At 66.3% G+C, this 12882-nt stretch carries 12 protein-coding genes; 9 read left to right on the top strand and 3 right to left on the bottom strand.

Annotated elements, in window-relative coordinates; all coding sequences use genetic code 11:
• Positions 1-73: 73 nt before the first annotated feature.
• The 8 genes from CCR94_RS11680 to CCR94_RS11715 all read left to right on the top strand — a co-directional run bounded on the left by CCR94_RS11680 (position 74) and on the right by CCR94_RS11715 (position 8394).
• The gene (locus tag CCR94_RS11680) at positions 74-895 is read left to right on the top strand and encodes a carbon-nitrogen hydrolase family protein (RefSeq protein ID WP_104508021.1); all 822 of its coding nucleotides are present in this window, start codon (positions 74-76) and stop codon (positions 893-895) included.
• Positions 892-1605, top strand: a complete 714-nt coding sequence (modB, locus tag CCR94_RS11685) for a molybdate ABC transporter permease subunit (protein ID WP_244594037.1) — start codon at positions 892-894, stop codon at positions 1603-1605. Before CCR94_RS11680 ends, modB begins: the two co-directional genes overlap by 4 nt.
• The gene (modC, locus tag CCR94_RS11690) at positions 1602-2690 is read left to right on the top strand and encodes a molybdenum ABC transporter ATP-binding protein (protein WP_104508022.1); all 1089 of its coding nucleotides are present in this window, start codon (positions 1602-1604) and stop codon (positions 2688-2690) included. The genes modB and modC overlap by 4 nt, the downstream gene beginning before the upstream one ends.
• A 30-nt stretch (positions 2691-2720) precedes the next feature.
• Positions 2721-3527, top strand: coding sequence for a dihydropteroate synthase (gene folP / locus CCR94_RS11695; protein ID WP_206605823.1), 807 nt, complete (start codon positions 2721-2723; stop codon positions 3525-3527).
• A complete protein-coding gene (gene folK, locus CCR94_RS11700; protein WP_244594038.1) occupies positions 3520-4008 on the top strand; it encodes a 2-amino-4-hydroxy-6-hydroxymethyldihydropteridine diphosphokinase in 489 nt (162 codons plus the stop codon). The genes folP and folK overlap by 8 nt, the downstream gene beginning before the upstream one ends.
• A 139-nt stretch (positions 4009-4147) precedes the next feature.
• A complete protein-coding gene (locus CCR94_RS11705) occupies positions 4148-5428 on the top strand; it encodes a response regulator (RefSeq protein WP_104508024.1) in 1281 nt (426 codons plus the stop codon).
• 2 nt (positions 5429-5430) lie between these two features.
• Positions 5431-7665, top strand: coding sequence for an ATP-binding protein (locus tag CCR94_RS11710; protein WP_104508025.1), 2235 nt, complete (start codon positions 5431-5433; stop codon positions 7663-7665).
• Positions 7666-7743: 78 nt separating this feature from the next.
• Positions 7744-8394, top strand: a complete 651-nt coding sequence (locus tag CCR94_RS11715; RefSeq protein WP_104508026.1) for an SOUL family heme-binding protein — start codon at positions 7744-7746, stop codon at positions 8392-8394.
• A gap of 11 nt (positions 8395-8405) precedes the next feature.
• Here the strand turns inward: CCR94_RS11715 and CCR94_RS11720 are convergent, their stop codons facing one another.
• From CCR94_RS11720 to CCR94_RS11730, 3 genes are all read right to left on the bottom strand, one after another.
• On the bottom strand, positions 8406-8852 hold the full coding sequence (locus tag CCR94_RS11720; RefSeq protein ID WP_104508079.1) for a DUF2383 domain-containing protein: 447 nt from the start codon (positions 8850-8852) through the stop codon (positions 8406-8408).
• Positions 8853-8926: 74 nt separating this feature from the next.
• Complete coding sequence (locus tag CCR94_RS11725) at positions 8927-9772, bottom strand: pirin family protein (protein ID WP_104508027.1); 846 nt, start codon at positions 9770-9772, stop codon at positions 8927-8929.
• Positions 9773-9851: 79 nt separating this feature from the next.
• A complete protein-coding gene (locus CCR94_RS11730; RefSeq protein WP_104508028.1) occupies positions 9852-10190 on the bottom strand; it encodes an ArsR/SmtB family transcription factor in 339 nt (112 codons plus the stop codon).
• A gap of 157 nt (positions 10191-10347) precedes the next feature.
• Here CCR94_RS11730 and CCR94_RS11735 point away from each other — a divergent pair, with 157 nt between their 5' ends.
• Entirely contained in the window at positions 10348-12693 is a 2346-nt protein-coding gene (locus CCR94_RS11735; RefSeq protein WP_104508029.1) for a Tex family protein, read from the top strand.
• Positions 12694-12882: the final 189 nt, after the last annotated feature.

The raw sequence follows: 12882 nt of genomic DNA on the forward strand, positions 1-12882 counted from the left end.
CTTGGGCTTGCAAGCCTGGGCTTGTCTTGCGGCGCGAAAATTGCAATTGGGATTACATATTGAAGGAGGGCGAATGAAAGTCGCGCTGATCCAGATGAACTCGCTCGCCGACAAGGCCGCCAATCTCGCGCAGGCGCGGCGGCTGATCGAGGAGGCCTGCGCCAGGGAGCGGCCGGACTGGATCGGTCTGCCGGAAGTGTTCGATTTCCTGGGCGGAACGCGCGAGGAAAAATTCGCCGCATCGGAAATTCTGCGCGAGGGGCCAGCCTATGCGCTCGCCGCCGAACTGGCGGAAAAACATGGCGTGTTCATCCATGCCGGCTCGTTGCTTGAGAAGAACGCCGGGGGCGACAGCCTCTCCAACACGACCGTCGTGTTTGACCGCAAGGGCAAGGAGATCGCTGTTTACCGCAAGATCCACATGTTCGACGTGGTGACGCCGGACGGCGCCGCCTATCGGGAAAGCGCGCTGTTCACGCCGGGGACCGAGCTTGCGACCTATTCCGCCGAGGGCTTCACCTTCGGCTGCGCCATCTGCTACGATTTGCGCTTTCCCGCTCTGTTTCAAGCCCTTTCCGCGCGCGGCGTCGATGTGATCGCGCTGCCGGCCGCCTTCACGCTGCTGACCGGCAAGGACCATTGGGACGTGCTGTGCCGCGCCCGCGCCATCGAGACGCAAAGCTATTTTCTCGCCCCCGCGCAGATCGGCGCCCACAGGATCAAGGACGAGACGCGCCACACGTTTGGGCATTCGCTGGTGTGCGATCCCTGGGGCCATGTCGTCGCCAAGGCGTCGGACGCGCCGGGTTTCGTCACCGCGCGACTCGACCGCGCGCTGATCGAAAAAACCCGCGCCGCCAATCCGGTGGCGTCGCAAAGAAAGCCGTTTGCTTGAGCGATCTTCTCCCCACGCTGACGTCGGAACAACTCACGGCGATTTATCTGAGCCTGCGTGTCGGCTTCACCGCGACTCTGTTCAGCCTGCCTGTCGCGGTGCTGGTCGCCTTCATTCTGGCGCGCGGCACTTTTCCCGGAAAAACCCTGCTCGACGCCGTGGTGCATCTGCCGCTCGTCCTGCCGCCGGTGGTGACGGGCCTGATCCTGCTGCTGCTGTTCGGGCGGCGCGGCCCGATCGGCGCCTTCTTGTATGACCATTTCGGCATTGTCTTCGCCTTCCGCTGGACCGGCGCCGCCCTGGCCTCGGCCGTGATGGGCTTTCCCTTGATGGTGCGCGCCATCAGGCTGTCGATCGAGGCGGTGGACGTGCGGCTGGAACAGGCCGCCGCGACGCTCGGGGCGCCGCGGCTCGCGGTGTTTTTCCTCATCACCCTGCCGCTGGCGGCGCCCGGCCTGATGGCCGGGGCGGTGCTGGGCTTCGCCAAGGCGCTCGGCGAATTCGGCGCCACCATCACCTTCGTCTCCAACATTCCCGGCGAAACCCGCACCATTCCCGCCGAAATCTATGTTCTGACCCAGACGCCGGGCGGCGATTACGACGCCATGGTGATGTCGGCGGTGTCGGCGGCGCTGGCCATCGGCGCGCTGGTGATTTCGGAGTTTCTGGCGCGGCGGATGCGGATTGAATCGCGGGGGCTGTCGTCATGATTGCCGTCGATGTGAAGATTGCGCGCGGGGATTTCTCGCTTGAGATCGCCTTCGACAGCGCGTCGAAGATCACGGCCTTGTTCGGGCATTCCGGGTCGGGCAAGACGACGCTGATCGAGTTGATCTCGGGGTTGGCGCGGCCGGATTCGGGCCGCATCGAAGTGGCGGGCCGCGTCCTCGTCGATACGGCGAAAAAGGTGTTCATCCCGGCGCGCAAGCGCGGCATTGGCCTGGTGTTCCAGGACGCGCAACTTTTCCCGCATTTCAGCGTCGCGCAAAACCTGCGCTTCGCCGCCTTCTTCGCGCCGAAGGACGCGCGAAAACTGCCGTTCGCGCGCGTCGTGGACACCCTTGGAATTGGCCATCTGATGAAGCGGCGGCCGGCGCAGCTTTCGGGCGGGGAGCGCCAGCGCGTCGGCGTCGCCCGCGCCCTGATGTCGGCGCCGCGCCTTTTGCTGATGGACGAGCCTTTCGCCTCGATCGACGTGAGCCGGCGCACCAAGGCGATGGAACTGGTCGAACGGGCGCGCGATGAATTCGACACGCCGGTGGTGCTGGTCTCGCACCAGATCGAGGAGGTGATGCGTCTCGCCGGAACCGTGGTGATGATCGAGCGCGGCCGGGTCGTGGAAGTCGGCGCGCCCGAAGACATTTTCGCCACGGCGCGCGAGGACACGCCGGCCGACCGTTTCGGCGTGGGCGCGAGCCTCGCCTGTGGCGCGGCGGATTTCGACGCGCGGTATCGCCTGACCAGACTGCACCATCCCGCCGGGGACATTTTCATTCCCGACCGTATCCCGCCGGCGCGGGAGACGCGGGTGTTCATCAAATCCGTCGATGTGACGCTGGCGCGCCGCCCGCCGCCGGACACGTCGATCCGCACGATTCTGCGCGGCAAAGTCGCAAGCATTGCGACGGGCAAGGGGCCGCTGGCCATGGCCAGCATCGAACTCGACGGCGGCGAGAAGCTCTTTTGCGCGCTCACGCGCATGGCGGTCGATGACTTGGGGCTCGTCCCCGGCGCCGAGGTTTTCTGCCTCGTCAAGGCGGTGGCGCTCGACGAACGGCAGGTCGAGACGGTTTGACTTTTGCGCGCGAGCGCCTAGACCGCGCCGATGGACGCCGAAAAATTCCTCGCGCGCATCGGCCGGAAACCGCTGGTCATGGGCATTCTCAACGTCACGCCGGATTCCTTTTCCGACGGCGGGCTTTTTTCCCACGTCGAAGCGGCCCTGGCGCATGCGCGACACATGGTCGAAGCGGGCGCCGACATCATCGACATGGGCGCGGAATCGACCCGCCCCGGTTTTGCGCCTGTCACGGTGGAGGAGGAATGGGCGCGGCTCGAAGCGCCGCTGACCGTCCTGCTGCGCGAAAAAATCGCGCCGGTTTCGGTGGACACCACCAAGGCGGAGGTTGCGCGCCGCGCCGTGGCGCTCGGCGCGGCGGTCATCAACGATGTGTCCGGCCTGCACGGCGATCCCGCGCTGGCGGATGTCGCGGCCGAGAGCGGCGCGGCTCTGGTGGTGATGCACCATTGCGCCGAGGTCGATCCCGCGCGCGACATTGTCGAGGACATGCGCGCCTTTTTCACCCGCGCGCTCGCCCGCGCGCGGCAGGCCGGGGTCGAGCGCGAAAAAATCATCCTCGATCCCGGCGTCGGCTTCGGCAAGACTTTTGAGCAGAATCTGATCGCGGCGACGAGCGCGGCGGCCTTGAAAATGGCTTTTGGCTTGCCGGTTCTGGTCGGCCTGTCGCGCAAGCGTTTCATCGGCGCCCTCACCGGCATGCCGGTCGAGGGGCGTCTCGCCGGGACGCTTGCCGCCGATCTCGCCGCCTTGCGCGCGGGCGCCGACATTTTCCGCGTCCATGACGTCGCCGAACACGCGCAGGCCTTCAAGGTGTGGAGCGCTCTTGTCTGAACCTTATCTCGTCGCGCTCGGTTTCGGCGCCAATCTCGGCGACGCGCAAGCCAACATCCGCCGCGCCGTCGAGTTTTTACGCAAGCGCGGCGTGGATTTCGTCGCTTTGTCCTCGCTCTATGCGACAAAACCCTGGGGCGTCGAGGACCAGCCCGATTTTGTCAACGCCTGCGCCCTGGCGCGCACGGATCTGGCGCCGCGCGACCTGCTCGCGCTCACGCAAACCGCCGAACGCGCGCTTGGCCGCACGCCGGGATTGCGCTGGGGGCCAAGGATGATCGACATCGACATCCTCTTCTACCAGGGTCTCGACTGGCGTGACGACAAGCTGGTGCTGCCGCATCCGGAAATCACCCGGCGCGCCTTTGTTTTGCACCCTCTGGCTGAAATCGCGCCAGACATGATCGTATTCGGGGCGCCTATTCACCAGCTTTCCCGAAAGTTTGGTTCCGACGAGGTAAAAATACTGACGCCTTTTTAACCGTCTTCTCAACCTGTAGTTGGGTTCACCTTTCGTACTCTTCAAACAAAATCTTTTGGATACAGGACTTTAATTTATTTCGATGACATTGCATTCACGAACGTAGGTTGCAATTCAAGAACAACAATTAGGTACGGCAATGTCGATCATCGTTATCGTCGACGACCGGAGCATAAACCGGACGATCTACGCCAAGCTCGCACAGTCCATTGGGCCGGACGTACAGGCCCGCGACTTCGGCGATCCCGCCGAGGCGCTCAACTGGCTGGCGCACAACCGCGCCGACCTGATCGTCACCGATCACGACATGCCGCAGATCGACGGCGATGAATTCATCACGCGCTTTCGCACGCTGCCCCATGCCGACAGCGTTCCGGTGATGATGATCACGGTCAAGGACCAGCGCCTGCTGCGGCTGCGCGCCCTGGAGAGCGGCGCCAACGATTTCCTGCACTCGCCCATCGACCATTGCGAATTCGTGGTGCGCGCCCGCAATCTGCTCAAGCTGGCGCAGGCGGTGGAATTACGGGGCGATGTGGCGTCGGCCGGAACAGCAAGGGCGCCGGCTGAAACGGCAAGGGCGCCGGTCGAAACGGCAAGAGCGCGGGACGCCGGCCCGGAGGCCGCCCAGAAAACAGCCCCGGATTTGGAGCCGGTCGAGGATTTGGCCCAGCCCCCGATCCAGACCGCCGCGCCGGTCGCGAGGCTCGACGCGCGTCGCATGCGCGCGCCAAAGCGGACCAAGCCGAGAGACTGGCGCTTCGCGCTTCGACTCGATCTCAACACTGGACGCGTCGCGGGCGCGCAGGTGTTGCGCGATGGCGTTCCCGCCGATCTCGCCGACCCCGACGCCCTGCGCGTCGTGCTGGACAGCGCGGCGCCGCTCCAGGGCTTGAGGCGCGCGCCCATCCGCTTCACGCTGGCGGCGCGGCTCGACTCCAAGCCTTTGGCGCCGGCGGCCTTGCGCCTGCCGGGCTTATTGGCGGAGGCGAGGGTGGCGCCGGGCTGGCTCGACCTGCGCTTCGACGCCGAGCGGATTCTCGCGGCGCCCGACCGCGCGGAGGACGAGGCGCGGGCTTTCGCCGCGCTGGGCGCGGCGCTGTCGGTCGATCTCGGCGCTTTTTCTCGCGAGGCCGGAGAGGGGGCGTTGGCGGCGCCGCTGGAACAGTTCATTTCGAGCTGGGAGCCAGCGCTCGTTTTCGCTTGCGGCGCGCCGGAGGAGGCGCCGCGACTGGCGCGGGGGCGGGAGTCCGTTGCTCTTATCGCCGCGGGGGTCGGCAACGCGGCTCTGCTCACGCCGCTGCGACGCGCCGGCGTTCGTGAGGCGCAGGGCGCCTGTTTCGGCGCGCCCTTCGCGCCGCGCGACCTGTCGAACCTGTTTCCGCCCATGGAAAACAGCGCGCTCAAACGTCCGGCCTGATCATGACGACCTTCCTGTCGACCATCGGCGCGTCGTTGAGCGCGCGCTTCGAGGCCAAGGCGTCCGACGAGCGCGCGGTGATGCGCAATCGGTTCGGCCTCGCCGGCGTCGCCCTTTGCGCCGCTGTCGTCGCCTCTCTCCTGGCGCGGGGCGAGGGCGAGGCGGCGGCGTTCTTGCGCGCGGGCCTGCCGATCCTGCTGGCGCATCTGGTCGGCTCCGCGATCCTGATGGCGCATATCGCCTGGCGTCCCGCGACCAGCGCGCCGCGTCTGGCGCTCGCCCTGACGCTGGATGGGCTGGCGATCACGGCGGCCATGATCCAGGGCGGCGGCGCCGCGGCCTATCTGTTTCCGCTGTACTGGTGGATGATCCTTGGCGCCGGCGCGCGGTTCGGCGCGGCGTTCCTGGCCTTCACGGTCGCGCTGGCGGCGCTTGGCTTCGCGGGGGTCGTCGCGACGACGCCGTTCTGGCGCGGCCAGGACGCTCTGGCGGCCAGCCTGATGCTGTCGCTCGTGGTCCTGCCGCTTTATGGCGCGCTTCTCCTGCGCCAGATCGCGATGGCGCGGGCCGGGGCCGAGCGCGCCAGTCGCGCCAAAACCCTGTTTCTCGCCAGCGTCAGCCATGAATTGCGCACGCCGCTGACGGCGATCGTCGGCCTGACCGGCCTGCTGGAAAAAAGCCGGCTGGACAGCGAGCAGCGCGACATGGCCCGGACTCTTGGGGACGCGGCCGAGACGCTGCTGGCCCAGGTCGAACATTTGCTCTCCGGCGCCCGTGAAGAGTTTTCCCCCGAGGTTTCCCCCGAGATCGGCGAGGCCGCGCGGGAGGAAACAATCGACCTGTTCGCCCTGCTGATCACGCTGCGGGCCTTGCTGGCGGTCGAAGCGGAGGCCAAGGGCGTGAGCCTGGGCCTGATGATCGAAGCCGAAACGCCGCGCCACATTCGCGCCGACCGCCGCCGGCTCCAGGAGATTTTTCAAAATGTCGCCGGCAATGCGGTGAAATTCACCGGCGAAGGCGCGGTGGCGATCCGCGTCGGCGCCCGGCGCGAGGCGGGCGGACTCTGGCTGCATGTCGAAGTCCGGGACACCGGCCCCGGCGTCGCCCTGGAGGCGCAGGACCGCATTTTCGAGCCGTTCAGCCAGGGCGATCCGTCGATGCGGCAAAGATTCGGCGGCGCCGGCCTCGGCCTCGCCATCGTCCGCCGCGGGCTGGAGGCCATGGGCGGCGACATCGCGCTGGACAGCCGTCCTGGCCAGGGGGCCATGTTCCGCCTGCGCTGGCCGGTGGTCGAGGCGGAGGGGACGGCGGCGCCGGGAACGACGGGCTTGCCGGTCTGTCTGCCGCTGACGGAAGATTTCGACAGCCTGGAGGTCGCGCGCCGGCACGCCCTGGCGGTTCTGGCTTGTGGCGAGGACGCGCCGTCGCTGGCGCGCGCGCGGAAAATCGCCGCTGAGATCGCCGCTTTGCGCGGGGCGGCCAACCCGCGCGCGAAAATCCTGCTGGCCGAGGACAATGCCGTGAACGGCCGGGTGCTGGAGAAAATCCTGACGGGCGCCGGGCATGAGGCGCGCGTGGTTCGCGACGGCGCAGCCGCGCTGCTTGCGCTGCTGCGGGAAGACTTCGACTTCGTTCTGCTCGATGTGAACATGCCGCGTCTCGGCGGCGTCGAGACGGCGCGCATCTACGCCGCCGCAAGCGGGCGCGCGCCGATGCTGGCGCTGACCGCCGACGACAGCGCCGAAACCCGGCGGCGGTGCCGCGCGGCGGGCATGGTCGCCTGCCTGCGCAAGCCGATCTCTCCCGAAGCCCTGCTCGCCGCCCTCGACGCGGCCGCGACAGCGGCGCCCATGGAGGTCGAGGACGATGTCGCGCGCGCCAGAAAACGCGATTCGGCGACGCTCGATCCGGCGACGCTGGCGGCGCTGGGCCGGCTTGGCGGCGCCGAATTCGTCCGCGAACTGCTGGTGCAATTCGCCGGGGACGCCGCCCATCTCGTCGAGGACATTCACGCAAGTTTGGCGCGCGGCGACGTCGCATCCTTGCGCCGTCAGGCCCATGCGCTGGAAAGCATGGCCGGCAACACAGGCGCCGCCGCTCTGGCGCGCCTGTGTCGCGCGTGGCGCGAGATGAACGAACGAAAACTCGCCCTTTCGGCGGCGCGCGAGAGCGGCCGGTTGCGGCGGCGATGGCGGATGACGCTCGACGCCCTCGGCCGGGCCTTGGTCCAGACGTGAGCGCGTCCCTTGAAGCGCAATCTTTTCGGAACCAAATCTCCTGATGGCGCTTGTTCGCAAGCGACAGGAGGCGACCCAATGGCGCAGGCGATTTCCTATTACGGCTTACTGGCGATTGAAACCCTCTTCAACGTGTTCGGCTTGCGCCTTTATGAGGAGCCGCGCCACACGATCATCGACCGCGTGGAGACCGTTGAAATCAGGCGCTACGATCCCCGCGTCGCCGCCGCAGTCGAGTTCTTGCCGGGCGAGGCGGGGCGGGGCGAGGCCTTCAAGCTGCTGTTCGCCTATATCTCGGGCGCCAACACCAAGGCGGATCGCATCGCCATGACGGCGCCGGTCGCGGTCGGCGAGAACCTCGCGGCCAAGGACCAGGGCGCCAAGGACGAAGAGGGGGGGGCCAGGGAGCGCTTGGCCATGACCGCGCCGGTGCTGAGTTCGGACAGCAAGCTGGCGTTCTACCTGCCCGCCGCCTACGATCTGGCGACGGCGCCCACGCCGCTGGACGCCAGGGTGAAGATCGAGGCGGTTCCCGCGCAAACGGTTGCTGTCCTGCGCTTTTCCGGCTTCGGCGGCATCGCCTGGCTGCGCCAGCGGCAACTGGTGTCGACGCTGGCGCCATCGAAATGGAGGCCCGTCGGCGAGGCCTTCATGTTGTATTACGACGCCCCCTTCACCTTGCCGTTCCTGCGCCGCAACGAGGCGGCGGTGGTGGTGGAGGCGCGATAAAAGGCGTCCCTTCAGGCGTGCAGGGAGGCCGACACGCGCGTCTCCAGCTCGGCGATCTTCTGTTGCAGCCTGTCGCGCTGCGCGGTCAGCAAGGCTTCGATCGGGATCGGGAAGGTCGCGATCTTCAGCGCCGCGTTGAATTTTTCAACATTGCGCCTTTCCTCCTCGATCAGGCCGGGCGGGACGCCGTCGTCCAGGCCCTGGAACAGCGCGCGCACATTCACGATCGCGCGATGAACCGCGCCCATGAAGGAGCCGTCGGGGCTGGCCTTTTCGCCGAACCCGGTCAGGACGGCGGCGATTTCCTGCGCATTCAGTTCGTGCAAGCCGATCATGTCGGTGAAGACCGGGATCAGCTTGTCGTCCTCGGCGTGTTCGTTCGCCGCCTCATAGCCGTCGCGGGCGTCGATTTCGCTGGTGTGAAGGATTTTCAGGTGTTCGAGAGCTTCCTTGTCCACGGGGACCTCCGTCGCTGCGCCATCGGCTGGATGGCGTTGCATAGGAAACGGCGGCGAACGGGGGTTGGTTCCATTCAGAACTTGCCCGCCTGATAATCCGCATAGGCCTGCATCAACTCCTCGCGCGTGGTCATCACGAAGGGGCCGCTCCAGGCGACGGGTTCGCGCAACGGCCGGGCCGCCAGCAACAGCGCTTTGGCGCCCGCCGCGCCGGCTTTGAGCCGCGCCGTCCGGCCCGGCCCCAGCGCCGCCAGCGTCAGCCCGCGCAGCGCGATGGCGCCGGTTTCGCCCGGCGCCTCCGCCTCGCCCTCATAAACCACGAAAAAACCTTCGTGGTCTTCGGGGAGATCGTGGACGAAGGCGGCGCCGGGGGCGAGGGCGATGTCGAGGTAAACGGCGTCCACATGCGGCGCCCGCACCGGCCCCGCGACGCCATCAGCCGTTCCCGCGATGACTTTTATCGTCGCGCCCTCGCGCTGAACGACCGGAATTTGCGCCGCCTTGAACTCCTGATAGGCGGGATCGGACATTTTTTCCGCCGCCGGCAGGTTGATCCAAAGCTGAAAGCCGCGCATCAAACCTTCGGTTTGCTCGGGCATTTCGGAATGGATCAGACCGCGTCCGGCCTTCATCCATTGCACGTCGCCGGCTTCGATCACGCCGGAATGGCCGTGATTGTCGAAATGCCGCATTTTTCCGGCCAGCATGTAGGTGACGGTCTCGAAGCCCCGGTGCGGATGGTCCGGGAAGCCGCCGATATAGTCGCCCGGCCGCTCCGAGCCGAAGAAATCCAGCATCAGGAAGGGGTCGAGCGGCGGCTGGGCGCGGGAGCCGATCAGCCGGGTCATGCGGACGCCGGCGCCGTCGGAGGTCGCCTCGCCGTGGGACAGGGAAATGATTTTGCGATTTGTCGCGCTCATGAGAAGTCTCCTTGAGCGCCAGATCGTGCCTTGTGCGAAAATAAGAAGGGTTCAGGGCAAGAGTTTGCAAAAACGCAAATTAAACACGGGGGCAAAAAGTCTCGTAGAGCACGCCGATCAGCCGTTCCACGCGGATGTCGGCCAGCGCATAGCGTATGCTCTGACCATCGCGGGTGGCGCGCACCAGACCGTCCTTGCGCAGCAGGGCGAGGTGCTGGGAAATGAGGCTCTGCCGCGCCGCCAGTCGTTCGGTGATCTCGCCGACCGTGGCCTCGCCGTCGGCAAGCAGGCACAGGATGCGCAGGCGCACGGGATTGGCGAGCGACTTTAAAAACTCGCTCGCCTGTTCCGCCGCCACGCCCAAAGCGGCGGGATCGCTGATTGCGGGGTTGACTTCACTCTTTTTTGTGCGCGCCATGCTCGAAAGTCCGCCAGTCCAAACATCTTGTCAATCGCGTCCGCCGCTGGGCCGGGCGCGCGGGAGCCTTTTCCACAGCATCGGTTTTGACCCCGCCGCGCGCCAGGGGTAAAAGCGCGCCCCTCACAGGGGCCGCACCACGAATCGAGATTGCGACATGAACGCCATCAACCGCCGAATCGCTCAGGAATTGCAGGTCGCGGAGACCCAGGTGACGGCGGCGGTCGATCTGCTCGACGCCGGCTCGACCGTGCCCTTCATCGCCCGCTATCGCAAGGAGGCGACCGGCGCGCTCGACGACACCCAATTGCGCAATCTCGAAGAGCGCCTGCGTTACTTGCGCGAGTTGGAGGAGCGGCGCAAGGCGGTGCTGGACTCGATCCGCACGCAGGACAAGCTGACGCCGGAGCTGGAGAAGCAGCTTTTGGGCGCGGAGACCAAGGCGCAGCTTGAAGACATTTACCTGCCCTACAAGCCCAAGCGCCGCACCAAGGCGACCATCGCCCGCGAGGCCGGCCTCGGCCCGCTCGCCGAGGGACTGCTCGCCAATCCCGCGCTCGACCCCCGCGCGGAAGCGGAGAAGTTTGTCGATGAGGCCAAGGGGATCAAGAGTGTCGACGAGGCGCTGGACGGCGCGCGCGCCATTCTGGTGGAGAAATTCACCGAAAAGGCTGAACTGGTCGGGCATTTGCGCGAGAATTTCTGGAACCGTGGGCGTCTTGTCTCGAAAGTTCGCGACGGCAAGACCCAGGACGGCGCCAAATATTCGGATTATTTCGACTTTTTCGAACCTCTGACCAAACTGCCGTCGCACCGCATTCTCGCGCTGTTTCGCGGCGAGAAGGAGGAAATGCTCGACCTGACGCTGGAGCCGGAAGGCGCCGCCGAGACGGAGGCCAACGGCGAACGGGCCTATGAGCAGGCGATAGCCGCCAGTTTTGGCGTGGCCGAGCGCGGCCGTCCCGCCGACAAATGGCTGGGCGACGCCGTGCGCTGGGCCTGGCGCACAAGGCTGAAGATTTCGCTGTCGGTCGATCTGCGCGCAAAACTCTGGCAGAACGCCGAGGAGCAGGCGGTCAAGGTTTTCGCGGGCAATTTGCGCGATCTGCTGCTGGCGGCGCCGGCGGGGCCGCGCGCCACCATGGGACTCGATCCCGGCTTCCGCACCGGCGTAAAAGTCGCGGTGGTCGACGCCACCGGCAAGGTGGTGGACACAGGCGTGATCTATCCCCACGAGCCGCAGCGGCGCTGGGACGACGCCCTCGCCATTTTGGGCGCGCTGTGCCTGAAGCACAAGGTGGAGCTGATCGCCATCGGCAATGGCACGGCCTCGCGCGAGACCGACAAGCTCGCAAGCGAATTGGTGGCGAAACTGCCGGGCTCGAAGATGACGAAAATCGTGGTCTCCGAAGCCGGCGCCTCGATTTATTCGGCCTCCGCCTTCGCCGCCGCTGAATTGCCCGACCTCGACGTCACCTTGCGCGGCGCCGTCTCGATCGCGCGCCGCTTGCAGGACCCGCTGGCGGAACTGGTGAAGATCGACCCGAAAAGCATCGGCGTCGGCCAGTACCAGCACGATCTCGCGGAATTCAAGCTGTCGCGCTCGCTCGACGCGGTGGTGGAGGATTGCGTCAACGCCGTGGGCGTCGATCTCAACACGGCGTCGGCGCCGCTGCTGGCGCGCGTGTCGGGCCTGGGCGAATCGCTCGCCGGCAATATTGTCGCCCATCGCGACGCCAACGGCGTTTTTAAAACTCGGACGGAGCTGAAGAAGGTGCCCCGCCTCGGCGCCAAGGCGTTCGAGCAATGCGCCGGCTTTTTGCGCATTCGCGATGGCAATGACCCGCTCGACGCCTCGGGCGTCCATCCCGAAGCCTATCCGCTGGTGCGCAAGATTTTGGCCGCCGCCAAGGCCGACATTCACGTGGTGATCGGCGATTCCAAGATTTTGCGCGCGTTAAAGCCGAAGGAATTCGCCGACGAGCAGTTCGGCCTCCTCACCGTCACCGACGTGTTCAAGGAGTTGGAAAAGCCCGGCCGCGATCCCCGCCCCGAGTTCAAGACCGCCACTTTCATGGACGGTGTGGAAAAACTCTCCGACCTCAGACCGGGCATGGTGCTGGAGGGCGTGGTCACCAATGTCGCGGCTTTCGGCGCCTTCGTCGACATTGGCGTGCATCAGGACGGCCTTGTGCATATTTCCGCCATGTCGAAAACCTTCATCAAGGACCCGCGCGAGGCGGCCAAGCCCGGCGATGTGGTCAAGGTCAAGGTTTTGGAGGTGGATGCGCCGCGCAAGCGCATCGCCCTGACCATGCGGCTCGACGACGCCTTTGACGCCAGGGCGTCCAGTGGGGGGGCAGGGGCGGGCGGTCGCCCGCAACAAGGCCAGCGGCAGGATTTTGCCAAACATGCGCCGTCGCGCCCGGCGACGGGCAACGCCTTCGCCGAGGCCTTCGCCCGCGCCAGCAAGGACGCGCCGCCGCCGAAAAAGGGCAGATAGCTCAGGCGTCGCAGCAGAGCGAGGGCGCAAGAGGCTCCTCGCCCGAACCGTTGGCGCGAAACCTATGGTTTACCACCTTGTGGTAGCAATCATATGTCAATACCCGTTAAAGTTGAATCGTCAGGCGTCGAGCGCGGCCTTGAACGCCGGATTCATGCTGCTCCGGGTAGCAAAATTCCCATTCCGGCA

Source organism: Rhodoblastus sphagnicola, assembly GCF_002937075.1.
Classification (GTDB): Bacteria; Pseudomonadota; Alphaproteobacteria; order Rhizobiales; family Beijerinckiaceae; genus Rhodoblastus; species Rhodoblastus sphagnicola.

Excerpts from the sequence above, each read along its gene's own strand:
- CCR94_RS11680 (WP_104508021.1), top strand. The coding sequence starts at position 74 with ATGAAAGTCGCGCTGATCCAGATGAACTCGCTCGCCGACAAGGCCGCC.
- modC (WP_104508022.1), top strand. The coding sequence starts at position 1,602 with ATGATTGCCGTCGATGTGAAGATTGCGCGCGGGGATTTCTCGCTTGAG.
- folP (WP_206605823.1), top strand. The coding sequence starts at position 2,721 with ATGGACGCCGAAAAATTCCTCGCGCGCATCGGCCGGAAACCGCTGGTC.
- CCR94_RS11705 (WP_104508024.1), top strand. The coding sequence starts at position 4,148 with ATGTCGATCATCGTTATCGTCGACGACCGGAGCATAAACCGGACGATC.
- CCR94_RS11710 (WP_104508025.1), top strand. The coding sequence starts at position 5,431 with ATGACGACCTTCCTGTCGACCATCGGCGCGTCGTTGAGCGCGCGCTTC.
- CCR94_RS11715 (WP_104508026.1), top strand. The coding sequence starts at position 7,744 with ATGGCGCAGGCGATTTCCTATTACGGCTTACTGGCGATTGAAACCCTC.
- CCR94_RS11725 (WP_104508027.1), bottom strand. The coding sequence starts at position 9,772 with ATGAGCGCGACAAATCGCAAAATCATTTCCCTGTCCCACGGCGAGGCG.
- CCR94_RS11730 (WP_104508028.1), bottom strand. The coding sequence starts at position 10,190 with ATGGCGCGCACAAAAAAGAGTGAAGTCAACCCCGCAATCAGCGATCCC.
- CCR94_RS11735 (WP_104508029.1), top strand. The coding sequence starts at position 10,348 with ATGAACGCCATCAACCGCCGAATCGCTCAGGAATTGCAGGTCGCGGAG.